Source organism: Kitasatospora sp. YST-16 (assembly GCF_026802215.1).
Classification (GTDB): domain Bacteria; phylum Actinomycetota; class Actinomycetes; order Streptomycetales; family Streptomycetaceae; genus Kitasatospora; species Kitasatospora cineracea.
The window spans coordinates 3,159,756-3,185,350 of sequence record NZ_CP113837.1 but is presented as its reverse complement, the minus strand read 5'-3'; the positions used below and the strand labels follow the sequence as shown (position 1 = coordinate 3,185,350).

The window sequence follows — 25,595 nt, the reverse complement described above, 5'->3', positions numbered from 1 at the left end:
TACCCCCACCCGGTATATCCCAGAGGAGCTCCCAGCCATGTCCGACCCCAGCGCACCACCCGCACCGCGCCGTTGGACGGCGCTCACCCTGATCGCCCTCGCCCAGTTCATGGTCATCATGGACACCTCGATCATCGGCGTGGCCCTGCCCGAGATGCGCTCCGCGCTCGACTTCTCGCCGGAGGGCCTGTCCTGGGTGTTCAACGCCTACGTGATCGCCTTCGGCGGCCTGCTGCTGCTCGGCGGACGGCTCTCCGACCTGCTCGGCGCCAAGCGCGTCTTCGCGGCCGGCTGGACGGTCCTCGCCGCCGGCTCCCTGCTGGCCGGCCTGGCCGGCACCGCCTGGGTCGAACTGGTCGGCCGCGCCGTGCAGGGCGCGGGCTCGGCCCTGATCGCCCCGGCGGCGCTCACCCTGCTGATGACGCTCTTCGGCCCCCGCCCGGCCGAACTGCCCAAGGCGTTCGCCCTGTACGGGGCGGCCGCCCCGGCCGGCGGCACCGCGGGCGTGTTCCTCGGCGGCCTGATCACCCAGTACGCCAGCTGGGAGTGGGTGTTCTGGATCAACATCCCGGTGGCGCTGGCCGTGCTCGCCGCCACCCCGTCCGTGATGCCCGCCGCCGCGGCCCGCCGCGGTTCGATCGACTGGCTCGGCGCGGCCACTGTCACCGCTGGCCTCGCCGTCACCGTCCTCGCCGTCGTCCGCGCTCCGGAAGCGGGTTGGGGCTCGGCGCAGACCTGGCTCGCCCTCGCCGCCGGCCTGCTGCTGATCGCCGCGTTCGTGCTGCTGCAGTCCCGCCGCCGCGAACCGCTGATGCGGCTCGGCATCTGGCGCAGCCCGAACCTGGCCGGGGCCAACCTGGCCCAACTGCTGATGGCGGCGGCCTGGATCCCGATGTGGTTCTTCCTCAACCTCTACCTGCAGCAGGTCCTCGGCCTCGGGGCGTTCGCCTCGGGCGCGGCACTGCTCCCGATGACCGCCGCGATCATGCTGATGATGATCGTCCTGGCGCCCCGGCTGATCGCCCGCTTCGGCCCCAAGCCGCTGATCGTCACCGGCCTCGCCGCCCTCGCGGCCGGCATGTACTGGCTCTCGCTGGCCCGCCCGGACGGCAGCTTCGCGGTCGACGTGCTGCCCGCCTCCCTGCTCGCCGCGATCGGCATGTCGCTGGCCTTCATCCCCTCCCTCGGCACCGCCCTCGCCGTCCCCGACCCCGCCGAGGGCGGCCTCGCCTCCGGCATCGTCAACACCTCCTACCAGGTCGGCTCCGCCCTCGGCCTGGCCGCCATGACCGCCGTCGCCGCCGCCAACGGCTCCCGCCGACTCACCGACCCCACCGCCCTCACCCACGGCTTCTCCACCGCCTTCCTCGGCGCCGCCCTCCTCGCCCTCCTCGGCGCCCTCACCTCCCTCCTCACCCTCCGCACCCGCACCCCCTGACCCCGCCCCCCGGCCGCGGCCGGCCCACGGCCCAACCCCGGCCGCTCCGGCATTCCCCCCGGAGAGGAACCGCGGCCCGCCCCCCCCCGCACCCCTCCCTCCACTGCCCGCCCTGCAGCGAGCCGACCCCGGCCACAGCCCGCCCGCTCCGGCATAGCCTTCGGCCGTCCCCGTCCCCTCCTCCCTCCCCTCGACCACTCTCAGTAGCAGCCCCGGCCGATTCCCGGCCACAGCCCGCCCGCTTCGGCATAGCCGTCCCCGTCCCCGTCCGCTTCCCTCCATCCCCCCTCCCTCCCCCCTCCAATTCCCCCGCAGTAGCAGCCCCGGCCGATTCCCGGCCATGGCCCGCCCGCTGCGGCGTAGCCTTCGTGCATGGCAGAGAGCAAGGTGGCGAAGGTCGGGCGGAAGAAGCCCGAGACGCATCTGGGGATGGTGCGGCGGGCCCGGCGGATCAACCGCGAGCTGGCGGAGCTGTACCCGTACGCGCACCCGGAGTTGGACTTCGACGGGCCGTTCCAGCTGCTGGTGGCGACCGTGCTGTCGGCGCAGACCACCGACCTGCGGGTGAACCAGACCACGCCGGCGCTGTTCGCGAAGTACCCGGCGCCGGAGGACCTCGCGGCGGCGGTTCCCGAGGAGCTGGAGCAGATCATCCGGCCGACGGGTTTCTTCCGGGCCAAGGCGAAGTCGCTGATCGGCCTGTCGATCGCGCTGCGCGACCGTTTCGGCGGCGAGGTGCCGCGCAAGCTGGAGGACCTGGTCACGCTGCCGGGCGTGGGCCGCAAGACCGCCAACGTGGTGATCGGGAACGCGTTCGGAGGGGCGGGCATCACCGTCGACACCCACTTCGGACGGCTGGCCCGCCGCTTCGGCTGGACGGCCGAGGAGGACCCGGAGAAGGTCGAGGCCGACGTGATGGCGATCTTCCCGAAGTCGGAGTGGACGATGCTCTCGCACCGGGTGGTGTTCCACGGCCGCCGGGTCTGCCACGCCCGCCGCCCCGCCTGCGGGGCGTGCCCGATCGCGCCGCTCTGCCCGTCGTACGGGGTCGGCGAGACCGACCCGGAGCAGGCCCGCAAGCTGCTCAAGTACGAGCTGGCCGGGCAGCCCGGCCAGCGCCTGCGCCCCCCGGCGGACTTCCCGGGCGAGGCCGCGGCCCGCGCCGAACTGGCCGCCGGCCACCCGCTGCCGGACACCGATCCGCAGGCCCTGCCGACCGCGGAGGAGGCTTCGTGACGACGTTCCCGACCCCGCCGGTGCTGCACCGGGACGGCCTGCCGCAGTGGCTGCTGCCGGTGCGGGAGGCCGCCGAGCGGGCGGTGCCCGAGCAGCTGAGCCGGTTCCTGCCGCCCGCCGAGGGCGGCCGCCCGTCGGCGGTGCTGATGCTGTTCGGCGAGGGCCCGGCGGGGCCGGACCTGCTGCTGATCGAGCGGGCCCGCAGCCTGCGCTCGCACGCGGGCCAGCCGTCCTTCCCGGGCGGCGCGCTGGACCCGGAGGACGGCGACCCGGCGGGCAGCGGCCCGCTGGCGGCGGCGCTGCGCGAGGCGGTCGAGGAGACCGGTCTGGACGCGGCGGGCGTGCAGCTGTTCGCCCGGCTGCCGGCCCTGTACATCCCGGTCAGCGGGTTCGTGGTGACGCCGGTGCTGGGCTGGTGGCGGGAGGAGTCGCCGGTCGCGGTGGTCGACCCGGCGGAGACCGGCGCGGTGTTCCGGGTGCCGCTGGCCGAGCTGACCGATCCGGCGAACCGGGCGAAGCTGCGCCACCCGTCGGGCTTCACCGGTCCCGCGTTCCAGGTGGCCGGCCGCCTGGTGTGGGGCTTCACCGCCGGGGTGATCGACCGGGTGCTGCACTTCAGCGGCCTGGAGCGCCCCTGGGACACCCGCCGCACCGTCGAGCTGTCCGAGGAGGCCGTGACGCTGGCCCAGCGCCACGGCTCCTGAACCCCGCGCACCGCTCACCGCCCGAGCGGCGCCATGGTCGACACGGTGTCGCCGTTCTCGTACGAGTCCCAGTCGGTGGTCACCGAGCTCGCCGCCGACCCGATCACCCCGAGCACCAGGTAGATCACCAGCAGCGCCTTCGCGGCCCCGGTCAGCACCAGCGGCCGGGTCGCGGAGCGCACCGGCTCGGAGTCGGCCGGGTCGCCGAACACGGCCTTGGGGTAGGCCGCGGTGAGCATCATCAGGTACGCCTGGAACCGCATCCGGTAGCGCAGCACCGCGGCGGTGGCCTCGAACAGCGCCTGCGGCATCCGCCCGAGCACCAGCACCACCAGCCAGCTGATGAAGGACACCGCCCACCAGCCGGTCTGCAGCAGCCCCTGGACGATCGCGGCGGGGATCGCCAGCAGCAGCCGGAAGAACACCGCGAGCCGGTTCAGCGGCCCGCCGGCCCGCAGCTCGATCCGGACGGGGTGGTCGGCGGCGTCGAACCGGAACGGCGGGTAGCGGTCGGTGACGAGCAGCAGGGAGGCGTAGACCCGGGTGTCGTACGCCAGGTACCCGCTCAGCCAGCCGGCCGCGAACCGGGGCAGCCGGCCGGCGAACAGCGCGCCGAACCAGCCGATCACCACGACCACGAAGGCGACGATCGACAGCAGCCACAGCACCACGTACTGCGGGACCAGCAGCAGCAGGCGCAGCAGCACGGTGAGCCGGTTCTGCGGGCCGGGCGGCGGGATGTCCAGGGCGGGCTGGAACTCGGTGCGGTCCACGACCGGTACGTCCCACCTGGGTTGTTCCATGGTTCGGCTCCCTGTTCCCCGGTCGGCTGAGCGGAAGGTCGGATGGTCAGACCGTCCCAACCGCCCCGGCCGCGCTGCCCGCCGGACTGATCCGATCGGGCGACGGCCGGGGACCGCTGTCCCCCGCCCGGCGGGACATGGGAGGGTGTTCGGGTGAACGTCCTGGATCTGCTGTTGATCGCCGCCGCGCTCGGCTTCGCCGTCTCCGGCTATCGGCAGGGGTTCGTGGTCGGCGCGCTGTCGGTGCTGGGTTTCCTGGGCGGCGGCCTGGTCGCCGTCCAGTTGCTGCCGCTGCTGCTGCGCCACCTCTCGCCGGGCACCACCGCCTCGGTGGTGGCCGTGGTGGTGGTGATCGTGCTGGCCGCGGTCGGGCAGGCGGTCACCACGCACTTCGGGTGGAAGCTGCGCGGCCGGATCGGCCGGGCCAAGGTGAAGACCCTGGACGCGGTCGGCGGCGCGCTGGTCAACGTGCTGTCGATGCTGCTGGTGGCCTGGCTGATCGGTTCGGCGCTGGCGGGCACCTCGCTGCCCACCGTCTCCAAGCAGGTCCGCAGTTCGAAGGTGCTCAGCACGGTGCAGGGCGCGCTGCCCGCCGACGCCCCGAACTGGTTCTCCGACCTCAGCCAGGACCTGGCCCGCAACGGCTTCCCGCAGGTGTTCAACCCGTTCGAGCAGGAGCCGATCACCGAGGTGGAGCCGCCCGACCCGGAGCTGGCCAACAGCCCGGGCGTGCTGCGGGCCAAGGGCTCGCTGGTGAAGGTGCTGGGCACCGCCGCCTCCTGCGGCAAGACCCTGGAGGGCTCCGGCTTCGTGTTCGCCCCGCACCGGGTGATGACCAACGCCCACGTGGTGGGCGGCGTCGACGAGCCGACCGTGCAGATCGGCGGTGCCGGCCAGCTCTACGACGCGACGGTGGTCCGCTACGACTGGCAGCGCGACATCGCGGTGCTGGACGTCCCGAAGCTGAACGCCCCGCCGCTGTCCTTCGCGGGCGAGGCCCGCTCCAACGACTCGGCGATCGTCGCGGGCTTCCCCGAGAACGGCTCGTTCAACGTCCAGCCCGCCCGCATCCGCGGCCGGATCCAGGCCAACGGCCCGGACATCTACCACCGCGGCCAGGTCGTCCGGGACGTCTACTCGGTGCGCTCGCTGGTCCGCCAGGGCAACAGCGGCGGCCCGCTGCTCACGCCGGAGGGGCAGGTGTACGGGGTGGTGTTCGCCAAGTCGCTGGACAGCTCCGACACCGGTTACGTGCTGACCTCCGCCGAGGTGAAGGACGACGTCACGCAGGGTGCCACCGCGAGCGGGAAGGTCAGCACCGAGGGCTGCGCGCTGTGACCGCCCGCTCGGCGAACACACTCTGACGGTCCGTCCGCCGGGCCTGGTAGCGTCGGCCGAGCTCACCCGAACGGCCCAGCCGGGCCGCCATGGACAGGAGCCCCACGGGAGGTCGGACACACGTCATGATGGGTCACTCGCACGCGGTCAGCGGCGCTCTGCTGTTCGCGGCCACCGCGCCGTTCGTCCCACCGCTGATGGGCATGCACCTGCACCCGGCCGACGTGCTGATGGGCACCGTGCTGTGCGCGGGCGCGGCCCTGCTGCCGGACCTGGACCACCACGACGGCACCATCGCCAACTTCCTCGGCCCGGTCTCCAAGCTGCTGTGCCGCTTCGTCGCCTGGGCCTCCGGCGGCCACCGGCACGCCACCCACTCGCTGCTGTTCGTGGCGCTGATGGGCGGCGGCAGCTGGGCCGGGATCACCTTCCTGGGCCGGTACTTCACCATCGGCCTGACGTTCTTCCTGCTCGCCATGGCGATCAAGGCGCTGCGCCTGCACCCGCCGGGCCACGGCGCGGCGTCCTGGGCCACCGTGGTCGGCCTGGCCGCGCTCGGCACCTTCGGCATGCTCACCTGGCTGCCCAACGCCCCGGGCTGGCTGCCGTACGCGGTGGCCCTGGGCACCCTGGCGCACCTGCTCGGCGACTGCCTGACCAAGCAGGGCTCCCCGCTGCTGTGGCCGCACAAGGAGCGCTACGAGATCGTGCTGATCAAGCGCACCGGCAACGACATGGAGACCAAGATCCTGGTCCCGGTGATGACGGTGGCGACGTTCGGGCTGCTGCTCTGGTCGACCGCGATCTCGCCGACCGTGCTGAGCTGAGCCGGCCCGCCGGACGAACGGCCGGGGCCCGGGCGGAGGATCTCCGCCCGGGCCCCGGCCGTTCGCACCTGCCGGGCGGGTTCACCCCTCCCGGCGGAGCCGGGCGCCGACCCAGCGGGCGCGCCGTCCGATGATCTTCGGAATGCCCAGCCGGTACCCCGCGCTGCGTGGCGTCCGCTCGGCGGGCTCGTAGGGCCACTCCGGCTGCGGCGCGTGCTGCTGCGAGCTGCTGCTGCCACGGCGGCGTCGGCGCGGCTGGGCTTCTCGATCGGGCATCCAGGTCATACCGGAGGGATTCCCCCGGCCCGGCCGGAGTAACCGCCGCCGGGCCCTCCTCCTGGCCTATGCGTTTGTCATATGAACGCGGCCAACTGGGCCGGAGCGGCGGCCGGTTGGACCGCCCCCGCTCAACGCCCCTCGTGCCGCCGGACCCACTCGATCAGCTCCGCGGTGAACTCCTCCGGAACCTCCTCGTGCGGGAAGTGCCCGACCCCCGGCAGCAGCCGCCACCGGTACGGCGCGGACACGTACTCGCCCGCCCCCAGCGCCGTCCGCGACAGCAGCACCGGATCGGAGGCGCCCTGCACGTGCAGCACCGGCGCGGTGATCTGCTTCTTCATCCGGCGCGCGAACTGGATGCCGTCCGGCCGCGCCATCGACCGCATCAGCCAGCGGTACGGCTCGATCGAGCAGTGCGCGGTGCTCGGCACCCGGATCGCCGCGCGGTACGCCGCCACCGCCTCCGCGGACAGCAGGTTCGGCCCGGTCCAGGCCCGCAGGTACTCGCCGACCAGCGCCCCGTCGTCCGCGACCAGCCGGCGCTCCGGGATCCACGGCCGCTGGAAGCCCAGCACGTGCTCGAACGCGGCGATCTGCTTGCGGTCGGTCAGCAGCGCCCGGCGCAGGTGCCGCGGGTGCGCCGCCGAGACCACCGTCAGGCTGCGGATCACCGAGGGGCGCATCACCGCCGCCACCCAGGCCAGCGTGCCGCCGGTGGCGTGCCCGACCAGGTGCGCCTGCTGCTCGCCCAGCGAGCGGATCACGCCGGTGACGTCCAGCGCCAGGTTGCCCGGGTCGTAGCCGCGCGGGGTGCGGTCCGAACCGCCCATCCCGCGCAGGTCCAGCGCGACCGCCCGGAAGCCCGCCTCGGCCAGCGCCGTCAGCTGGTGCCGCCACGCCCACCAGTACTCGGGCCAGCCGTGCACCAGCAGGACCAGCGGCCCCTCGCCGAGCTCGGCGATGTGGAAGCGCGCGCCGTTCGCCGCCAGGTCCCGGTGCGTCCACGGCCCGGCCGAGCGGACGCTCCACGGCTCACCGGGCAGGGGCGGCACGGGCCCGGGCGCGGTCTCATCCACTGGCTTCTGGTCCAACGACATACCCGCAGCCTGTCACATCCGCACCCCTCGCACCCGCCCGGCGCTCACGCCCGCGCGCAACCGTTACCGGCCGGTGCTCACTGGATCCGGCCCAGCGCCCGGTCGATCTCCTCCTTGGTGGCCGGCCGGGGCTTGGCGTTCTTCAGCACCTGGGCGGTGGCCTGGGCACCGGCGATGGTCCGCTCCGGCTTCCGGACCTTCTTGAAGTACCGGACCATCAGGAACGCCAGCAGCAGCGCGATCAGCACGTACGCCCCGCCGACGATGGCGAACGACCAGCCGGTGGTGATGCCCAGCGCCTGCAGGCCCCAGGCGAAGGCGAAGGAGAACATCGGGATCGACGCCAGCGCGACCACGCCCGCCACCACGCCCGCCGCGGTGCCGATCCCGCCGCGCACCACGTCGGCCTTGATCTCGGCCTTGGCCAGCGCGATCTCGTCGTGCACCAGGCTGGACAGCTCGGCGGTGGCGTCGGCGAACAGCTCGCCGACGGTCCGCTCGCCCTCGTGCGGGGTGCGGCCGTTCGAGGGTGCGGCTCCTGCGGCCATCGGGAGGTCTCCGTTCGAGGGGCTGGGTGAGGCGTCCTGAGAGGGTGTCACACGCGGGTGTGTCAGCTCAGATCATGCCCCTACCGGCGAGTCGGGCACCACTCCGGGTACCCGCCCGACGGCGTGTCACCCCTGCCGTTGGTACACATCGGGGATGCCGTCGCCGTCCTCGTCCCGGTTCTCCTCGTCGTACAGCTCCCGGTAGTGCCGGTTGCGCCGCTTCAGCAGCAGGGTGCCGACCACCGCGCAGGTCAGCGAGCCGACCAGGACGGCCTCCTTGCACAGCTCGGCCAGCGCCGCGTCGTCCGGGAAGGCCAGGTCGCTGATCAGCAGCGACACGGTGAAGCCGATGCCCGCGACGGTGGCCAGCGCCACCATGTCGGACCAGGTCAGCTGCGGGTTCAAGGTGGCCCGGGTGTAGCGGGCGGCCAGCCAGGTGCCGCCGAAGATGCCCACCGACTTGCCGACCAGCAGGCCCAGCACGATGCCCAGTGGCGCCGCCTCGGTGAACACCTTCCCCAGCGACTCGGCCGACACCGGCACGCCCGCCGCGAACAGCGCGAACACCGGTACCGCCAGCCCCGCCGACAGCGGCCGCACCAGGTGCTCGATCCGCTCGCCGGGGGACTGCTCCTCGCCCTCCTCGCGGTGGCAGCGCAGCAGCAGGCCCATCGCCACGCCCGCCACCGTCGCGTGCACCCCGCTCTCGTGCATCAGCGCCCAGATCACCACCGCCAGCGGCACGAACAGCCACCAGCCGCGCACCCCGCGCCGGTGCAGGAACCAGAACAGCACCAGCCCCGCCAGTGCCGCCCCCAGCGCCCAGAACCTGATCCCGGACGAGTAGAAGACCGCGATGATCAGGATGGCGATCAGGTCGTCCACCACCGCCAGGGTCAGCAGGAACGCCCGCAGCGCGGACGGCAGGTGACTGCCCACCACCGCCAGTACCCCCAGCGCGAACGCGATGTCGGTGGCCGTCGGGATCGCCCAGCCCGCCGGGTGCCCGTTCGGCGCGGCCAGGTTGACCGCCGTGAACAGCACCGCCGGCAGCAGCACCCCGCACACCGCCGCCACCACCGGCAGCAGCGCCGCGCTCGGCGTGCGCAGCTCCCCGGCCACGAACTCGCGCTTCAGCTCGATGCCCGCCACGAAGAAGAAGACCGTCAGCAGCCCGTCCTGCGCCCACGCCTCCAGCGGCAGGTCCAGGTGCAGCCCGCTCGGCCCGACCGTGTACTCCAGCACCGCCTCGTACGCGTGCGGCCAGACGTTCGCCCAGACCAGCGCGCAGGCCGCGGCCACCAGCAGCAGCACGCCGCCGACCGTCTCGGTGCGCAGCGCGTCGGTGAGGTAGCGGCGCTCGGGCAGCGACAGCAGGCCGAGGAAGGGACGGCGGTTGTCGGACGACGGGCTGGCCACGGCGGGGACCTCCTGGGGCGGGCGGCATGCGGACACACGGGTGGTGCAGTGCCGACCAGACTTCCCGGCGCGCCTCAGGTTCTTGATGATTCCTTGACATCCTACGGCGCGTGACAAGCGGGCAATCGGTTCGTCCCACTTTATGGGGGTTCTGGGGCGGGCCCCGGCGCGCTGACCCGGATGGGTTCGGCCGGATGCGGACGACCCGCCGGGTTCCTAGGGTCGGCGGCAGAAGCGGGTCGCCACCCCGGCGGCCCGCTCCGTCATGGAGGAACCGATGCCCAGTCAGGAAACCGAACCCATACCGGTCCAGGCCGTGGGTCCCCGAGCGGGAGGAGACGTGGGCGCCGACACCGCCCAGCCTCCGTTAAGCGACCCGGACCTCGAGCACCTGCTGCGCCCGCTGTTCGCCGCCGGCGCCCCCGAGGGCGGCCTCGCCGTCGCGGTGATCCGCGGCACCGAGCGCACCGTCGCCTGCCGCGGCTACGCCGACCGGGCCGGGGAGCGCCCGGTCCGGGCCGACACCCGGTTCGAGCTCGGCTCGGTCACCAAGACCTTCACCGGCCTGCTGCTCGCCGACATGGTCGCCCGCGGCGAGGTGTCCTACGACGACCCGATCGACCGCTACCTGCCCGCCGAGGTCCTGCCCGGCTACCCGCACGAGCGCCCGATCACCCTGCTGCACCTGGCCACCCACACCTCCGGCCTGCCCCGGCTGCCGGTCGGCCTCGCCCCCGCCGCGGTGCCCCGCTGGTTCACCAGCCCGTACGCCACCTTCAGCGCCGCCCACCTGCTGCGCGCGCTGCCGCGCACCCCGGTCCGCGGCACCCCCGGCACCCGGGTCCGGTACTCCAGCCTCGGCGCCGGGCTGCTCGGCCTGGTGCTGGAACGGGCCGCCGGGCAGCGCTACCAGGAACTGCTCACCGGGCGGGTCTGCGAACCGCTCGGCCTGATCGACACCTCCTGCGGCACCGGCCGGGACGAGACCACCGGCTACCGGCGCGGCCGCTGGATCCCCTCGTTCAAGGTCCCGGCCCTGCCCGGCGCGGCGGCCCTGCGCTCCACCGCCGACGACATGCTGCGCTACCTCCAGGCCCACCTGGCGGTGGACGCGGTGCCGATCCCCGAGCGGACCGGTGCGGCGGCCAGCCTGCGCACCGCACTGCGCGAGGTCTGCCTCCCCCGGGTCGCCCGGCGCGGGTCCGGGCTGCGGATCTGCCTGAGCTGGCACCACCGCCCGGACGCGGAGGCCGAGGTGGTCTTCCACAACGGCTCCACCGGCCGCTGCACCGCCTTCGTCGGCTTCGACCGGGCCGCGCAGACCGGCCTGGTCGCCCTCGCCGGGCCGCTGGCCACCGGGCGGCGCCGGTTCGCCCAGACCGCGTACGACACGCTGCGGGCGCTGGCCCGCTGACCCGCGCACCGCACGGGACGGGCCCCGATCCGCAGCACGCGGATCGGGGCCCGTCCCTTCTGGCCTGCGGTGATCAGTCCTCGGCGCCGGCGGCCGGCAGCTGGGACTGGATCAGGTTCATCACCGAGGAGTCGGCCAGCGTGGTGGTGTCGCCCACCTCGCGGCCCTCGGCGATGTCGCGCAGCAGACGGCGCATGATCTTGCCGGAGCGGGTCTTCGGCAGCTCCGAGACCACCTTGATCTGCTTCGGCTTGGCGATCGGGCCGAGCGTCTTGCCGACGTGGTTGCGCAGCTCCGCGATCAGCTCCGCGCTGTCGGTGGCGGTGCCGCGCAGGATCACGAAGGCCACGATCGCCTGGCCGGTGGTGGCGTCGGTGGCGCCGACCACCGCGGACTCGGCGACCGCGGGGTGGCCGACCAGCGCCGACTCGACCTCGGTGGTGGAGATGTTGTGGCCGGAGACCAGCATCACGTCGTCGACCCGGCCGAGCAGCCAGATGTCGCCGTCCTCGTCCTTCTTGGCGCCGTCACCGGCGAAGTAGCGGCCCTCGAAGCGCGACCAGTAGGTGTCGACGTAGCGCTGGTCGTCGCCCCAGATGGTGCGCAGCATGGACGGCCACGGCTCGGTCAGCACCAGGTAGCCGCCGGAGCCGTCGGGCACCTCGCGGGCCTCGTCGTCCACCACGGTGGCGGCGATGCCGGGCAGGGCGCGCTGGGCGGAGCCGGGCTTGGTCTCGGTGACGCCCGGCAGCGGGCTGATCATGATCGCGCCGGTCTCGGTCTGCCACCAGGTGTCGACGATCGGGGTCTTGCCCGCGCCGATGTGCTCGCGGTACCAGACCCACGCCTCGGGGTTGATCGGCTCGCCGACCGAGCCCAGCACCCGCAGGCTCGACAGGTCGAACTGGGCGGGGATGCTGTCGCCCCACTTCATCCAGGTGCGGATCAGGGTCGGCGCGGTGTAGAGGACGGTCACGCCGTACTTCTGCACGATCTCGAACATCCGGCCCTGGTGCGGGGTGTCCGGGGTGCCCTCGTAGATCACCTGGGTGGCGCCGTTGGAGAGCGGGCCGTAGACGATGTACGAGTGGCCGGTGACCCAGCCGATGTCGGCGGTGCACCAGTAGACGTCGGTCTCCGGCTTGAGGTCGAAGACCGCGTTGTGGGTGAAGCTGGCCTGGGTGAGGTAGCCGCCCGAGGTGTGCAGGATGCCCTTGGGCTTCCCGGTGGTGCCCGAGGTGTACAGGATGAACAGCGGCTGCTCGGCGTCGTGCGCCTCGGGGGTGTGCTCGGCGGACTGGCCGTCGACCAGCTCGTGCCACCAGACGTCGCGGCCCTCGGTCCAGGCCACCTCCTCGCCGGTGCGGCGCACGACCAGGACGCTCTGCACGCCGTCGACCTTGGTCAGCGCCTCGTCGATGGCGGGCTTGAGCGCGGACGGCTTGCCGCGGCGGTAGCCGCCGTCGGCGGTGATGACGACCTTGGCGTCGGCGTCCTTGATCCGGGAGGCCACCGCGTCGGCCGAGAAGCCGCCGAAGACCACCGAGTGCGCCGCGCCGATCCGGGCGCAGGCGAGCATCGCGACGACCGCCTCGGGGATCATCGGCAGGTAGACGGCGACCCGGTCGCCCTTGGCCACGCCGAGCTCCTGCAGGGCGTTGGCGGCCTTGGAGACCTCGTCCTTGAGCTGCGCGTAGGTGATGGCGCGGCTGTCGCCGGGCTCGCCCTCGAAGTGGATGGCGACCCGGTCGCCGTTGCCGGCCTCGACGTGGCGGTCCACGCAGTTGTACGCCACGTTCAGCTTGCCGTCGGCGAACCACTTGGCGAACGGGGGGTTCGACCAGTCCAGGGTCTCGGTGGGCTCGACCGCCCAGCTCAGCCGGCGGGCCTGCTCGGCCCAGAACGCCAGCCGGTCCTCGGAGGCCTGCGCGTAGGCGTCGGCGGTGACGTTGGCGGAGGCGGCGAGCTCCGCGGGCGGGGCGAAGCGCCGCTCCTCCTTGAGCAGGTTGGCCAGGCTCTCGTTGCTCAACGCGCACTCCTCATCGAGTCTCAAATACCGGGGAACCCCGTGCGGAGGGATTGTCCCGTGTGTCCCAGCGCACAGCTCACCAGGCCAACGGCTCCGTTGACAAGAGCTGTCGGGAAATTGGTGTAGACCTTTGATCGGTTCAGGGCTCCGCCCCAGGTGGACGCCGCCCCGGCGCTTCCGCCGGTCCCCACGACGTCTTCCCGCCCCCCGCGCCGGTCAATCCCGCGCAGCACCTTGACGCCCCCGGTGACCGGTACTCCACTGACGGTGCGCATCCCATCACCGTACGCATCCGTGACGGGGGTACCGCCATGACCGCAACCCCACCCCTCCCCGGCGACTTCGCGGTCGTCCGGATGGACGGCCGCACCGGCCGGCTGATCCGGATCGGCCAGTTCCTCAACGGCGACGGGTTCGCCGACTACGAGCACGCCTTCGTCCACGTCGGCGACGGCCGGCTGGTCGAGGCCCAGCCCGGCGGGGCCCGGCTCGGCCGGCTCTCCGACTACGAGGGCGTCCCCGCCCGCTGGTCCACCGGCCGCGTCCCGCTCACCGACGAACAGCGCGCCGCGGTCACCGCGGCCGCCCGCTCCTACCTCGGCACCCCCTACAGCTTCGCCGACTACCTCGCCCTCGCCGCCGCCCGCCTGCACCTCCCGGCCGGCCCCCCGCTGCGGCGCTTCGTCGCCAGCACCCGCCACATGATCTGCTCCCAGCTCGTCGACCAGTGCTACCAGGACGCCGGCGTGCACCTCTTCACCGACCACCGCTGGCCGGGCTACGTGACCCCCGCCGACCTGGCCCGGCTGCTGGAGTGACGCGGCGGTGCGCGGGGGCGGTCGACCGCCCCCGCGCGCCGCCCGCGCTACGCGGCCAGGTCCTGCTCCGGCTCCGGCTCCACCCTGGCGTGCACCGGGGCGAACCGGCCCGTCCCGGCGTCCAGCACGTAGGCCTGCGCGGTGGCGAAGTCGAAGTACATCCCGACCAGCCGCAGCGAACCGTCCGCGACCCGGCGCTCCACCGCCGGGTTGGCCATCAGCTGGTCGAGCTGCTGCACCACGTTGGTGACGCACAGCTGCTCCACCACGTCCGCCGCCGGGCGGCCCTCGAACCCGGCGGGCGCGCGCCGCAGCCGGTCCAGCGAACTGCGGCCGTTGCGCAGCCAGCGGGCCAGCGCGGTGGGCGGGCCGGTCGCCTCGGTGACGCCGTCCAGCAGGGCCTTCATCGCCCCGCAGCCCGAGTGCCCGCAGACCGTGATCGAGGCGACCTCCAGCACCTCCACCGCGTACTGGACGGCGGCGGCCACCGAGTCGTCGGCGGCGCCCGGCTCGTACGGGGCGGGGACCAGGTTGCCGACGTTGCGGACGGTGAAGAGGTCTCCGGGGCCGGAACTGGTGATCATGCTGGTGACCATCCGGGAGTCCGCGCAGGCCACGAAGAGCTGCGAGGGCGTCTGGCCGTCCCGGGCGAGGCGGGCGAGCTCCTGGCGGACCAGCGGGGCGGTGTGCTGCTGGAAGCCGCGGACGCCGTCGAGCAGGCGGACGTGCGGGTCGTCCTCGTTCTGCTCGATGCAGTGGTGGCCGACCCAGGGCGTCCAGGCCCGGCAGCGGTGCGGGCCGGGGGAACTGCCCGCGCGGACGGTGCCGTCCGGGTCCAGCACGTCGTCCGGCCGGCGCTCGGTCAGCATCGCCACCTGCCCGCCGGAGCCCTGGTGGCCGGTGCGCCAGGCGTGCAGCGCCTCGTAGGCGGCGTGGTCCAGGAAGGAGCCGTCGTGGTGGACCGTCACCCGCGCCCCGGCCGGGATCCGCCCCAGCGCCCGGCTCAGCTTGGGGACGGCGGCGAACGTCAGCGGGCCGTGGGTGCGGACGGTGTACGAGCCGTCCGCCCCGGCCAGCAGGTCGACGTGGGCGCGGGTCAACCGGTAGAGGGCGAGCAGCACGGCGACCGAGCCGCCGAGCACCACCCCGAGCGGGACGCCGAGCAGCACCACCCCGAGCACGGTGGCCAGGTACACCGGGAACTCGCGGTGCCGGTGCACCCGGCGGATGTGCGCGAAGCTCACCATCTGCACGCCGACCACCAGCACCAGCGCGGCCAGTGCGGCCAGCGGGATCCGCCGCAGCCCGGCGGTCAGCGCCAGCGCGGCGACCAGCACCCAGCAGCCGTGCAGCACCGCGGACATCCGGGTGGCCGCGCCGGCCTGCACGTTGGCGGTGGAGCGGACGGCGCCACCGGCCACCGGGAGGCCGCCGAGCAGCCCGGAGACCAGGTTGGACGCGCCCTGGGCGCGCAGCTCGCGGTCCAGGTCGCCGCTGCGGCGGGTCATCCGGTCGACCGCGACGGAGGACAGCAGCGACTCCACGCCGGCCACCGCGGTGACGGTCAGCACCAGGCCGAGCAGCGCCGCCCAGTGGTCGGACAGCAGGGCGGGGGAGGGCAGCGAGAGGAACCGGTGGTGCTCCCAGACCGGCAGCTCGACCCGGGCCAGCCGCAGTTCGGCCAGCAGCGACAGCGCGGTGGCGGCGGCCACCGCCACCAGCGCGGCGGGCAGCCGGCCCAGCCGGGCGCCGACCCGGCCGGCGCTGCCGGGCAGCCGCCCCAGCCGGGGCCAGCCGTACAGGACGGCGAGCGCGACCAGGCCGACCATCAGCGCGGGCGGGTGCGGCCCGGCCAGCTCGCCGGGCAGCGAGCGCAGGTCGGCCAGGGCCGAACTGTGCGGCGTGCCACCGAGGATGACGTGCAGTTGGGCGATGGCGATGGTGACGCCGACGCCCGCCAGCATGCCGTGCACCACGGCGGGCGAGACGGCGAGCGCGGCGCGGGCCACCCGCAGCGAGCCGAGCAGCAGCTGCAGCAGACCGGCGGCGACGGTGACCAGGCAGGCGGTCGGCCAGCCGTACTGGGCGATCACCCCGGCGGTGACCACGGTCAGCGCCGCGGACGGGCCGCTGACCTGGAGGTGGGTGCCGCCGAGGAAGCCGGCCACCAGCCCGCCCGTGGCGGCGGCGACCAGACCGGCCGTCAGCGGGGCGCCGGTGGCGAGCGCGATGCCGAGCGAGAACGGCACCGCGATGAGGAACACCGCGAGGGAGGCCGGCAGGTCGTGCGCCAGCAGGGCGCGGACCCGGCCGGGGGCGCCGCCGGGCGGCGGCGGGGCGTGGTCGGTGGTGTCGGAGGCGATGGGGGCGCTGGAGACGTCGAGGGTCATGGGTGTCTTCCCGTCTTCTTCCGGGGGAACGAACGCAGTCAGGTCCGGCGGGTGTGCCTGGGTCGGATCGGCTGTCGTGGGTCACAGCGGGTGTGGCGGGGCGGGCGTGCGGCGGCGACGGCCTGCGACGACCAGGGCTGCGGGCCGGGCCCGAGCATGGGGTTCAAGAGCTGGTAAACCGAGAGTAATGAGACCTTTGCACAGCGTGTGCTTCGAGTGCCAGTACAAATAGCGGCGTTCACCACATCGTGTGGCACCCGGCCGGGCGGGAATTTCCTGGTGGGAACGCCCGAGGGGCCGGTCCGCCGTCACGGCGGACCGGCCCCTCGGGGGCGGCGGGCGGGCTCCGGGTCAGACCCCGGCGGTGCTGGCCCGCTCGGCACCCAGCACGTAGTCCGGGTCGACCTGGCCGGCCAGGTCGGTGCCGACCTTGGCGTTGCCCCAACTCTCCGCGTTGCGCAGGTGGAAGCGGGCCGCCTGGGCGCTGTACCGGCGCGGGTCGCGCAGCCCGTGGGCGGCGTCGGCGGCGGTCCGCAGCCGGGCCAGCACCTCCCGGTTCGCGGGCTCCAGCTCGCGCAGCGGCGGCTCGTCCCCGCGCTCCAGCCGGCGCACCCAGCCGGACTGCCCGAAGCAGGCGTACAGGTCCTCGCCGACCTCGCGGCGCAGGAAGTCCAGGTCGTCCGGGCTCTGCACCTTGTTGCCGACCACCCGCAGGTGGACGTCGAAGTCCTGGGCGTACTCCTTGTACTGGCGGTACACCGAGACGCCCTTGCGGGTCGGCTCGGCGACCAGGAAGGTCAGGTCGAAGCGGGTGAACAGGCCGGAGGCGAAGGAGTCGGAACCGGCCGTCATGTCGGTGACCAGGTACTCGTCCGGGCCGTCCAGCAGATGGTTGAGCAGCAGTTCCACCGCGCCGACCTTGGAGTGGTAGCAGGCCACCCCGAGGTCCTCCTCGGTGAACGCGCCGGTGGCCATCAGCCGGACCGAGCCCTCGTCCAGGGCGACCGGGCGGGCGCAGGCCGCGTACACCGGGTTCTCCTCGACGATCCGCAGCAGCCGGGAGCCGGGGCCGGGCGGGGTGGTCTTGATCATCTCTTCGGCGGAGCGGATCAGCGGGTTGCCGCCGCGCAGGTACTCCTTGATCTCCGGCAGGTGCGCGCCGAGCGAGGGGAGTGCGGCGGCCTGGCCGTCCGTCAGGCCGAGCGCCGGGCCGAGGTGTTGGTTGATGTCGGCGTCGACGGCGAGCACCGGGCGGCCGACGGCGGCCAGGTGGCGGATGAACAGTGCGGACAGGGTGGTCTTGCCGCTGCCGCCCTTGCCGACGAAGGCGATCTTCATCTCTGCGTCTCCGACTCTCTGGCTCTGGTGTCCGTGGGGCCCTGGCAGCCCCGATGCTTGTTGGAAACCGTTATCGTCACCGATTAGTGGTCATGCTAGCGGTGGTTTGGGGTGCTGCACATGAGGGAACAGCGGATTGCCACGAAAGGGTGACCCGGGGGTTGCCTCCCGGCCGCCCCGCGGATTCATTACTCTCGGGTAGGTGACCACAGGAACTGACCCGCTCGCCCCGCTGGCCCAGCTCGCCGGGGTCCCCGAGGCCGTCGCCGAAGTGCGCAAGAACGTCGACCGCCTCTACGGGCACCGCGTGATGCGGCGCCGGGCGGGCGAGGTGACCTCCGAATCCGCCCTGCGCGGAGCCCGCGCCTCGGCCGCCCTGGACGGCGCCGACTGGCCGCTGGAGGAGGTCCGCCGCCGCACCGACTTCGGCGCCGATCCCGAGGCCCGCACGGTCGGCGCCGCGCTGCGCCTGTCCGCCGAGGCCGGCCAGCTGCTCAGCGTCTGGCGCACTTCCCCGCTCCAGGTGCTGGCCCGGCTCCACCTGCTCGCCGCCGGCGACGGCGACCCCGCGGCCGGCCGCCCGCGCCAGGGCGGGGAGGAGGCCGCGCCGCTGTTCCCGAAGGAGGTCGCCGCCACCGAGGGCGAGGCCCCGGCCGGACCGGTCGGCGAACTCCCGCCGCCGCCCCCGCCCGCCGAGGCGGCCGCCCGCCTCGACCAGCTCGCCGGGCTGCTCACCGCCCGCGCCGAACGCCCCACCGGCGGCGCGCCCGCCCTGGTGGTCGCCGCCGTGGTGCACGGCGAACTCCTCGCGCTGCGCCCGTTCGGCAGCCACAACGGCCTGGTCGCCCGGGCCGCCCAGCGGATCGTGCTGACCGCCGAGGGCCTCGACCCGAAGGCGATCTGCCCCGCCGAGGTCGGCCTCGCCGAACTCGGCACCGCCGCCTACCGCCGGGCCCTGCTCGGCTACCTGGAGGGCACCCCCGAGGGCGTGTCCCGCTGGCTGGTGCACTGCGCCACCGGGCTCGGGCTGGGCGTGCGGGAGAGCACCGCGGTGTGCGAGGCGATGCAGCGCGGCATGGTCTGAGGCAGGCCGTCGGGCCGGGCGTCCGAAACCGGCCGGCCCGGGTCCGGACCGGCGGGCTGGATCGAACCGGCCTGGCTCGAACCGGCCCGGGCGGGGTCCGGACCGACGGGCTGGACCGGCCCGAACCGGCCCGGGCCGGAACGCAGTTGCGGCGACGCCCGAGACTTCCGGGCGTCGCCGCTGGCACGGAGACCGGGTTACCAGTGCATGCACCGTTTCTGTGCCCATCAGGCGGGGTCCTGCGCCCGTTCGCCTGGTGCGGCGGCCCGTCAGCGGGTCGGCTGCATGTGGGTGCCCGATTGTCCGTACGTCGGTCCGTGGGGCCTTAACTGCGTTGTCGGTTCGACCTCTTGGGGTCCTTACCGGGTCTCGCGGGCCGTACCCCATTTCTACCTCAGATCCGCCGAAAGAGGAACCCGAAAACGGCGCCTTTATCGGCTTGCGTAGAGGTTTGTCCGATTTGGCGAACCCGGCGGCGGCCGGGACCGCCCAGCTCAGGCCGCCGCCGGGCGCCGCCGCCGCGCGCTGTACCAGAGCACCCCGGCCGTCAGCACCGCCGCGCCGATCGCCACCGCGGCCACCACCGAACGGCTCGGCGCGTGGAACTCCGGGAGCCTGCGCGTCAGTTCGACCGGCCGGCTGAACACCAGCACCGGCCACTCGCGGGCGGTCGCCTCCTTGCGCAGCGCCCGGTCCGGGTTCACCGCGGCCGGGTGGCCGACCGCCTCCAGCATCGGCAGGTCGGTCGACGAGTCGCTGTACGCGTAGCAGTTGGCGAGGTCGTAGCCCTCCCGCTCGGCCAGCTCCCGGATCGCCGCGGCCTTGTTCTCGGCGTACGCGTAGTACTCGATCTCGCCGGTGTAGCGCCCGTCCTCGACGTGCAGCCGGGTGGCGATCACGTGGTCCGCGCCCAGCAGTTGGCCGATCGGCTCGACCACCTCGGAGCCCGAGCTGCTGACGATCACCACGTCCCGCCCGGCCGCGTGGTGCTGCTCGATCAGCGAGGCCGCCTCGTCGTAGATGAGCGGGTCGATCATGCCGTGCAGGGTCTCCGCGACGATCTCCCGGACCTGCTGGACGTTCCAGCCGCGGGTGAGTGCGGACAGGTAGGCCCGCATCTTCTCCATCTGGTCGTGGTCCGCGCCGCCGACCAGGAAGATGAACTGGGTGTAGGCGCTCTTGACCACCGAGCGGCGGTTGATCAGGCCGCCCTGGTAGAAGGGGCGGCTGAACGCGAGCGCGCTGGACTTGGCGATGATCGTCTTGTCGAGGTCGAAGAAGGCGGCGGTGCGGGGCGCGTCGTGGCCGCCCCGGGCCGCCCGGTGGCCGGCCGCGGTTCCGGCCCCGGCGGCGCCCCCGCTGTCCGCGCCGGGCCCGGCATCGGCACCGCGGTCGGCGAAGTCGGCGTTCTCGTCGGCGTTCTCGGTGGTGTCCACGGGAACCGAGGATAGAGGGGCGGGCAAAAGGGAGGGCCATTCGGTGGACCCGCGGGCGTGCGGGTTTGTGTTTCTGGCCGGTCGGGTACACCATGGAAGTCACGGATCGTTCGCGCGACCGTGCTAACCCGGTCCGGCTCCTCCCCCCCGAGTCGGGCCGTGGATAGACGACCCCCGCTCTCCCCCCGGCGGGGGTCGTCGCATGTCCGGGCCCATTTCCCTTGGCAGTTGAGCCTGCAGGGAGCGGTGGTGCCGGTGGTTTCGGGGGGTGCTCCAGCGGCTCGGGAGTCGCTGTCGAGAGTTCTTCGCACCCCAAGTTTTTGTCACTCTGCGTAGTTGTCCGAGTGTCATATCGGTATACCCGATGCGTCAATTCCGAACTGCTTTAGCCCCCGTCCGAGTGACCTCGGTTATCCACAGGGGCGGGTTATCCACAGGCAATCGGAAGTCGGCTGACGCATTCCGCGCCGTCCTTCACCGTGGTGTCCGCGCCGCCCCCGCGGAGCCCGACCGGGCCACCCGCGTCCGACGCACCGTCAGACCGACCCCGCGCCACGGGAGGCACCCATGTCCGCGTCCGTCACCGACCCGCACGCCACCGCGCCCGAGCCCCCGCCCGGGCCGCTGATCCTCACCGGCGACGCCGCGCTCGCCGAACAGCTCGCCCGCCTGTGCGCCGCCGCCGGGGCCGAACCACGGCTGCTCAGCGGCGCCCCACCGCCCGTCCGGCTGTGGGAGGACGCCCCGCTGGTGCTGGTCGGCGACGACCTCGCCGACCAGTGCGCCGGCCTGGCCCGCCGGCCCGGCGTCCTGCTGCTCGGCCTCGACCTCGACGACGGCGAGATCTGGGTCCGCGCCGTCCGGCTCGGCGCCGAGCACGTGCTCTTCCTGCCGGACGCGCAGTCCTGGCTGCTCGACCGGATCGCCGACGCCACCGAGGGCGTCGGACCACCCGCGCTCACCGTCGCCGTGCTCGGCGGGCGCGGCGGCGCCGGCGCCTCCACGCTGGCCTGCGCCCTCGCGGTCTGCGCCGCCCGGGCCGGGCACCGCACCATGCTGATCGACGGCGACCCGCTCGGCGGCGGGCTCGACGTGCTGCTCGGCGCCGAACAGACCGGCGGGCTGCGCTGGCCCGACCTGGCGGCCTCCCGCGGCCGGATCAGCGGCGCCGAACTGGCCAAGGCCCTGCCCGAGCCGCACCGGCTCAGCGCCCTGTCCTGGGACAGGTCCGACACCCTAGCCATCCCCGCCGAGGCCATGCACAGCGTCCTGGCGGCCGCCCGCAGACGCGGCGGACTGGTCGTCCTCGACCTGCCCAGACAGCTCGACGCGGCGGCCGCCCAGGCCCTCGAACAGACCGACACCGGGCTGCTGGTGGTCCCCGCCGAACTGCGCGCCCTGACGGCCGCCGACCGGGTCGCCGCGGCCGTCCGGATACGGCTCACCGACCTGCGGGCCGTCGTCCGCACCCCCGGCCCGTCCGGCCTCACCGCCGCCGACGTCGCCCGCGGCCTGCGCCTGCGCCTCGCCGGGGAGCTCGTCCCCGAGCCCGGCCTCGCCCTGGACGTCGAACGCGGCACCCCGCCCGGCCTGCGGGAGCGCGGGCCGCTCGCCCGCTTCTGCGGGCGATTCCTGACCGAAGCGATGCCGCCCGTCGTGGCGGCCTGAGGAGCGACCATGACCAACCGCCTGCCCGCCGTCGACCACCGCACCGCCGACGATCACACCACCGACTTCCGCACCGCGGACGACCGCGCCGCGGACGTCCTGGCCACGGACGGGGACCAGGGCGATCGGCGGGCCGTCCGGCGGCCGATCGCCCGCGCCCACCGCCGGATCGCCGTACCGCGCCCCCGGCGCCTCTCCAGCACCCCGCCAGGGCCCGCGGAGGACGTCCCCCGGTCGGGGACGGTGCGCCCGCCCCCGACCGGCGGCAGGCCCCGCCGGTGCGCTACCTGGTGCACCGGAAGCCGCCCGCCGCCCCGCCGGACGACGGGCCGCCGACCGCCCCCGCCGCACGGCCGGTCCCGGACGGGGCCGCCGAACTGGTGGACGCCGTTCGGATCCGGCTCGCCGAGGCGGGCGCCCCGCCCACCGCCGGGTCGGTCGCCGCCGCGCTGCGCGCCGCCGGGCCCCCGCTCGGCGGGGCCGACGTGCTGAACGCGGTGCGCAACCTGCGCGCCGAGATCGTCGGCGCCGGCCCGCTCGACCCGCTGCTGGCCGAGAACGGCGTCACCGACGTCCTGGTCAACGGCCCCGACCAGATCTGGGTGGACCGCGGCCGCGGCCTGGAACGCGCCCCCCAGGTGCGCTTCCCGAACACCGACGCCGTCCGCCGACTGGCCCACCGGCTGGCCACCGCCGCCGGACGCCGCCTCGACGACGCCCGCCCCTGGGTGGACGCCAGGCTGCCCGACGGCACCCGGCTCCACGCCGTCCTCCCACCGATCGCCGCCGACTGCACCCACATCTCGCTGCGCACCAGCCGCAGCGAGCCCTTCACCCTCGCCGAACTGGTCGCCGCCGGGGCCCTGCCCCCGTCCGGGGTCGACCTGCTCGCCGCCGTCCTGCGGGCCCGGCTCTCGCTGCTGATCTCCGGCGGCACCGGCACCGGCAAGACCACCCTGCTGGCCGCCCTGCTCGGCCTCGTCCCCGGCAACGAACGCCTCGTGATCGCCGAGGACTCCGCCGAGCTGCGCCCGGACCACCCGCACGTGGTCCGGCTGCAGTCCCGCCCGCCCAACCAGGAGTCGCTGGGCGAGCTCACCCTGCGCGACCTGGTCCGGCAGGCGCTGCGGATGCGGCCGGACCGGCTGGTGGTCGGCGAGGTCCGCGGCGCCGAAGTGGTCGACCTGCTGGCGGCCCTGAACACCGGCCACGAAGGCGGCTGCGGCACTGTTCACGCCAACACCGCCGCCGACGTGCCCGCCCGGCTGGAGGCCCTCGGCTCGCTGGCCGGCCTCGACCGGGACTCCCTGCACAGCCAGCTCCGGGCCGGCCTGGACGCGGTCGTCCACCTCGGCCGGGACCGCGCCGACGGCCGCCGCCGGGTCACCGGGCTGCACCTGCTGGTCGGCGAGTCCGACGGCCTGACCGGCACCGTCGCCGCCGTCCACTTCGACCGCGACGGCCGGGCCCGCCCCGGCCCCGGCTGGGCCCGGCTGCGGGAGCTGTGCGCCGAACGCGGCCTCGACCTGCCGCCGCACCCGGAGACGGCCGGGGGCGCCGGGACGGACCCGGTGGCGGCCGCCACCGAACCGATGGAGGAGGCGACATGACGGTGAGCGGGCTGGAGTTCGCCTGGGTGCTCGTGCTGTGCGTGATCGGGGCGGTGGCGTGGCGCCTGCTGCGCTCCGCGGTCAGGAGGCTGTGATGGCGGCGACGGCCGTGGCGGCCATGTCGACCGTGTCGACCGTGTCGGCTGCGCTGATGGGGGAGCCCGGATTTCCCGGGGCCCTGCCAGGGCTGCTCCGTCCCGGCGGTGCGGCCCGGGCGGCGACCCTGCTCGGGGTGGTCGCGGGATCGGCCGGTGGGTTGCTAGGGGCGGCCTGGCTGGGCGCGGTGCGCCGCCGTGCACGCGGCGGCGGCCGGGCACGGCGGGTGCTGCACGGGCAGCGGGGCGACGGCGGGCCGCAGGGCCGGTTCGGTCGGGCCCGGGCGCTGTGGCGGCGCCGGGGACCGCGCTGGCTGGTGCCCGAACTGCTGCTGCTCCCGCTCGGGGCGGCGGTCGGGCACAGCACCTCCTCGGTGCTCCCGGTGGCCGCAGCGGCCTGCGGGGTGGTCCCGCTCCGGCGCTGGCGGGCGGGGCGGGCCACGGCCCGGGAAGCGCGGCGGCGGGCCACGGCGGTGATCGACCTGTCCGCCGGCCTGGCGGCCGAACTGCGCAGCGGCGCCACCCCCGAGCAGGCCATGCACGCCGTCCTCGCCCGGGCCGCCCCCGACTGGGGCCGTCGCCTCGGCGCCGAACCCGCGGCCCGGCTGGCGGCGGGCCGCTACGGGGCCGACCTGCCCGCGGCGCTCCGTCTGGTGGCCGAACTGCCGGGCGGGGCGGGCGCGGCGGCCATGGCGGCCTGCTGGCAGGTCAGCACCGAGAGCGGCAGCGGGCTGGCGGCCGGGCTGGAACAGGTCGCGGACGCGCTGCGGGCCGAACGGGCCCTCACCGAGGAGATCGCGGGCGAACTCGCGGGCCCGCGCACCACGATGGCGGTGCTCGCGGCCCTGCCCGCCGTCGGCCTCGGCCTGGGCGCGGCACTCGGGGCGCACCCCGTCCGCATCCTGCTGCACACGCCCGTGGGCCTGCTCGGCCTGCTGGCCGGGGCGGCCCTGGAGACGGCCGGGCTCCTCTGGACCGCCCGGATCGTCCGCGCCGCCGAGGACGCCCCGTCCCGCCCCCGCCGGGCCGCTACCGGCTGCGGGATCTCCCGGAGGCGGGGCGACCTCCGGCCAGCGCCCTTGCGGCCGCTGACGGCGAATCAGTCGGGGCGGGCGGGGCGGTGGTGAGGGGCGCGGATGGCGCACCGGTCTCGGGCTGCCGGGCGGCGAAGGGAGAACTCGGGCAGGTGCAGCGGGTGTCGGAGAGCAAAGGAGGCGAGGTGGACGTGCTGGCGGTGTTGGGGCTGACGGTGGGCGCGGGGCTGGCCGGGGAGGCGTTGGCGGCGGCGGGGCGGCGGGTGGTCCGGCGGCGGGTCGTGCGGTGCGTTCCGGCGGTGGCGGGCTCCGCGGTGCGGGGCGGGCGGCGCGCTCGGACGGCGGCGGCTTGGCGGCGCGGACTCGGGCGGCTGTCGGGCGATCGGCCGCTGGCGGTGCTGCTGGGAGTGTCGGCCTGGGCGCTGGTCGGCGGCTGGGCGGGGCCGGCGGTCGGTGTGCTGGCGGGCGGGGCGGCCTGGCGGCTGCTGCCCCGGGTGCGGGCGCCGGACGAGCGGCGGCGGGCGGCGGAGCAGGACTGGCTGGTCCGTCAGCTCCCTTTGACCGCTGAGCTGTTGGCGGCCTGCCTCGGGTCGAACGGCTCCCCGGCCGCGGCGGCCGCCGCCGTCGCGGACAGCGTGCCGACGCTGATGCGGGAGCGCCTGTCCGCAGTCGCTGCCCAGCTCTCCCTCGGCGCCGGCCCGGAACACTGCTGGGAGCAACTGGCCGCCGAATGCCCGCCGTTGGCGCCACTCGCCCGCTGTCTGGCCCGCACCAGCCTCAGCGGCACCCCGCCGCCGCGGCGCTGGCCGGGCTGGCCCAGTCCCACCGCGCGGCCGCCGCCCGGGCGGCGCACGCGAGGGTCCGGCGGGCGGGCGTGCTGGCGACCGCACCGCTCGGGCTCTGCTTCCTGCCCGCGTTCGTGCTGATCGGGGTGGTGCCGGTGGTCACGGGACTGACCGCCGCCTTCTCCCAGCGCCTGTGAGCAGCACC

21 protein-coding genes are annotated in these 25,595 nt (G+C 74.7%); 12 read left to right on the top strand and 9 right to left on the bottom strand.

Features of this window, described 5'->3' with window-relative positions; translation table 11 throughout:
• The first annotated feature begins 37 nt into the window (after nt 1–37).
• The 3 genes from OU787_RS14460 to OU787_RS14450 all read left to right on the top strand — a co-directional run bounded on the left by OU787_RS14460 (nt 38) and on the right by OU787_RS14450 (nt 3,378).
• Nucleotides 38–1,438, top strand: coding sequence for an MFS transporter (locus OU787_RS14460; protein ID WP_268659558.1), 1,401 nt, complete (start codon nt 38–40; stop codon nt 1,436–1,438).
• Between the two features lie 372 nt (nt 1,439–1,810).
• On the top strand, nt 1,811–2,674 hold the full coding sequence (gene nth / locus OU787_RS14455) for an endonuclease III (protein WP_051817176.1): 864 nt from the start codon (nt 1,811–1,813) through the stop codon (nt 2,672–2,674).
• Nucleotides 2,671–3,378, top strand: coding sequence for an NUDIX hydrolase (locus OU787_RS14450; protein WP_035956017.1), 708 nt, complete (start codon nt 2,671–2,673; stop codon nt 3,376–3,378). The genes nth and OU787_RS14450 overlap by 4 nt, the downstream gene beginning before the upstream one ends.
• 14 nt (nt 3,379–3,392) lie before the next feature.
• Here OU787_RS14450 and OU787_RS14445 read toward each other — a convergent pair whose 3' ends face one another.
• A complete protein-coding gene (locus OU787_RS14445) occupies nt 3,393–4,181 on the bottom strand; it encodes a DUF4389 domain-containing protein (protein ID WP_030461436.1) in 789 nt (262 codons plus the stop codon).
• Between the two features lie 153 nt (nt 4,182–4,334).
• Between OU787_RS14445 and OU787_RS14440 the strand changes: the two genes are divergently transcribed.
• Together OU787_RS14440 and OU787_RS14435 are read left to right on the top strand one after the other, a co-directional pair.
• The gene (locus OU787_RS14440) at nt 4,335–5,519 is read left to right on the top strand and encodes a MarP family serine protease (protein WP_030461437.1); all 1,185 of its coding nucleotides are present in this window, start codon (nt 4,335–4,337) and stop codon (nt 5,517–5,519) included.
• A gap of 128 nt (nt 5,520–5,647) precedes the next feature.
• On the top strand, nt 5,648–6,346 hold the full coding sequence (locus tag OU787_RS14435) for a metal-dependent hydrolase (RefSeq protein WP_081967046.1): 699 nt from the start codon (nt 5,648–5,650) through the stop codon (nt 6,344–6,346).
• Nucleotides 6,347–6,427: 81 nt separating this feature from the next.
• Here the strand turns inward: OU787_RS14435 and OU787_RS14430 are convergent, their stop codons facing one another.
• The 4 genes from OU787_RS14430 to nhaA form a co-directional block, all read right to left on the bottom strand.
• Nucleotides 6,428–6,622, bottom strand: coding sequence for a hypothetical protein (locus tag OU787_RS14430; RefSeq protein WP_268659557.1), 195 nt, complete (start codon nt 6,620–6,622; stop codon nt 6,428–6,430).
• 131 nt (nt 6,623–6,753) lie between these two features.
• Complete coding sequence (locus OU787_RS14425) at nt 6,754–7,722, bottom strand: alpha/beta fold hydrolase (RefSeq protein ID WP_232795045.1); 969 nt, start codon at nt 7,720–7,722, stop codon at nt 6,754–6,756.
• A 77-nt stretch (nt 7,723–7,799) separates the two neighbouring features.
• Nucleotides 7,800–8,270 (bottom strand): phage holin family protein, encoded by a 471-nt coding sequence (locus OU787_RS14420; RefSeq protein ID WP_030461440.1) that lies wholly within the window; start codon nt 8,268–8,270, stop codon nt 7,800–7,802.
• Nucleotides 8,271–8,396: 126 nt separating this feature from the next.
• Entirely contained in the window at nt 8,397–9,689 is a 1,293-nt protein-coding gene (gene nhaA / locus OU787_RS14415) for a Na+/H+ antiporter NhaA (RefSeq protein WP_268659556.1), read from the bottom strand.
• Nucleotides 9,690–10,029: 340 nt separating this feature from the next.
• Between nhaA and OU787_RS14410 the strand changes: the two genes are divergently transcribed.
• Nucleotides 10,030–11,103 carry a serine hydrolase domain-containing protein gene (locus OU787_RS14410; protein WP_268659555.1) on the top strand — a complete coding sequence of 358 codons (1,074 nt, stop codon included), beginning with the start codon at nt 10,030–10,032 and terminating at the stop codon, nt 11,101–11,103.
• 73 nt (nt 11,104–11,176) lie between these two features.
• Here OU787_RS14410 and acs read toward each other — a convergent pair whose 3' ends face one another.
• Nucleotides 11,177–13,132 carry an acetate--CoA ligase gene (gene acs / locus OU787_RS14405; RefSeq protein ID WP_268659554.1) on the bottom strand — a complete coding sequence of 652 codons (1,956 nt, stop codon included), beginning with the start codon at nt 13,130–13,132 and terminating at the stop codon, nt 11,177–11,179.
• 311 nt (nt 13,133–13,443) lie between these two features.
• Here acs and OU787_RS14400 point away from each other — a divergent pair, with 311 nt between their 5' ends.
• Nucleotides 13,444–13,950 (top strand): hypothetical protein, encoded by a 507-nt coding sequence (locus OU787_RS14400; RefSeq protein WP_123818037.1) that lies wholly within the window; start codon nt 13,444–13,446, stop codon nt 13,948–13,950.
• A 47-nt stretch (nt 13,951–13,997) separates the two neighbouring features.
• Here OU787_RS14400 and OU787_RS14395 read toward each other — a convergent pair whose 3' ends face one another.
• Together OU787_RS14395 and OU787_RS14390 are read right to left on the bottom strand one after the other, a co-directional pair.
• Entirely contained in the window at nt 13,998–16,340 is a 2,343-nt protein-coding gene (locus tag OU787_RS14395) for a SulP family inorganic anion transporter (protein ID WP_268659553.1), read from the bottom strand.
• A 351-nt stretch (nt 16,341–16,691) separates the two neighbouring features.
• Nucleotides 16,692–17,678 carry an ATP-binding protein gene (locus OU787_RS14390; RefSeq protein WP_268659552.1) on the bottom strand — a complete coding sequence of 329 codons (987 nt, stop codon included), beginning with the start codon at nt 17,676–17,678 and terminating at the stop codon, nt 16,692–16,694.
• Nucleotides 17,679–17,880: 202 nt separating this feature from the next.
• On the opposite strand from OU787_RS14390, the gene OU787_RS14385 reads away from it, so the two are divergent.
• A complete protein-coding gene (locus OU787_RS14385; RefSeq protein ID WP_030461447.1) occupies nt 17,881–18,762 on the top strand; it encodes a hypothetical protein in 882 nt (293 codons plus the stop codon).
• Between the two features lie 494 nt (nt 18,763–19,256).
• Here the strand turns inward: OU787_RS14385 and OU787_RS14380 are convergent, their stop codons facing one another.
• A complete protein-coding gene (locus OU787_RS14380) occupies nt 19,257–20,198 on the bottom strand; it encodes an HAD family hydrolase (RefSeq protein ID WP_268659551.1) in 942 nt (313 codons plus the stop codon).
• A gap of 567 nt (nt 20,199–20,765) precedes the next feature.
• Between OU787_RS14380 and ssd the strand changes: the two genes are divergently transcribed.
• The 4 genes from ssd (at nt 20,766) to OU787_RS14360 (ending at nt 25,531) form a co-directional block, all read left to right on the top strand.
• The gene (gene ssd / locus OU787_RS14375; protein WP_268659550.1) at nt 20,766–21,866 is read left to right on the top strand and encodes a septum site-determining protein Ssd; all 1,101 of its coding nucleotides are present in this window, start codon (nt 20,766–20,768) and stop codon (nt 21,864–21,866) included.
• Nucleotides 21,867–22,144: 278 nt separating this feature from the next.
• Nucleotides 22,145–23,476, top strand: a complete 1,332-nt coding sequence (locus OU787_RS14370) for a TadA family conjugal transfer-associated ATPase (protein WP_442788467.1) — start codon at nt 22,145–22,147, stop codon at nt 23,474–23,476.
• Between the two features lie 94 nt (nt 23,477–23,570).
• The gene (locus OU787_RS14365; RefSeq protein ID WP_268659549.1) at nt 23,571–24,698 is read left to right on the top strand and encodes a type II secretion system F family protein; all 1,128 of its coding nucleotides are present in this window, start codon (nt 23,571–23,573) and stop codon (nt 24,696–24,698) included.
• A gap of 68 nt (nt 24,699–24,766) precedes the next feature.
• The gene (locus OU787_RS14360; RefSeq protein WP_268659548.1) at nt 24,767–25,531 is read left to right on the top strand and encodes a hypothetical protein; all 765 of its coding nucleotides are present in this window, start codon (nt 24,767–24,769) and stop codon (nt 25,529–25,531) included.
• Nucleotides 25,532–25,595: the final 64 nt, after the last annotated feature.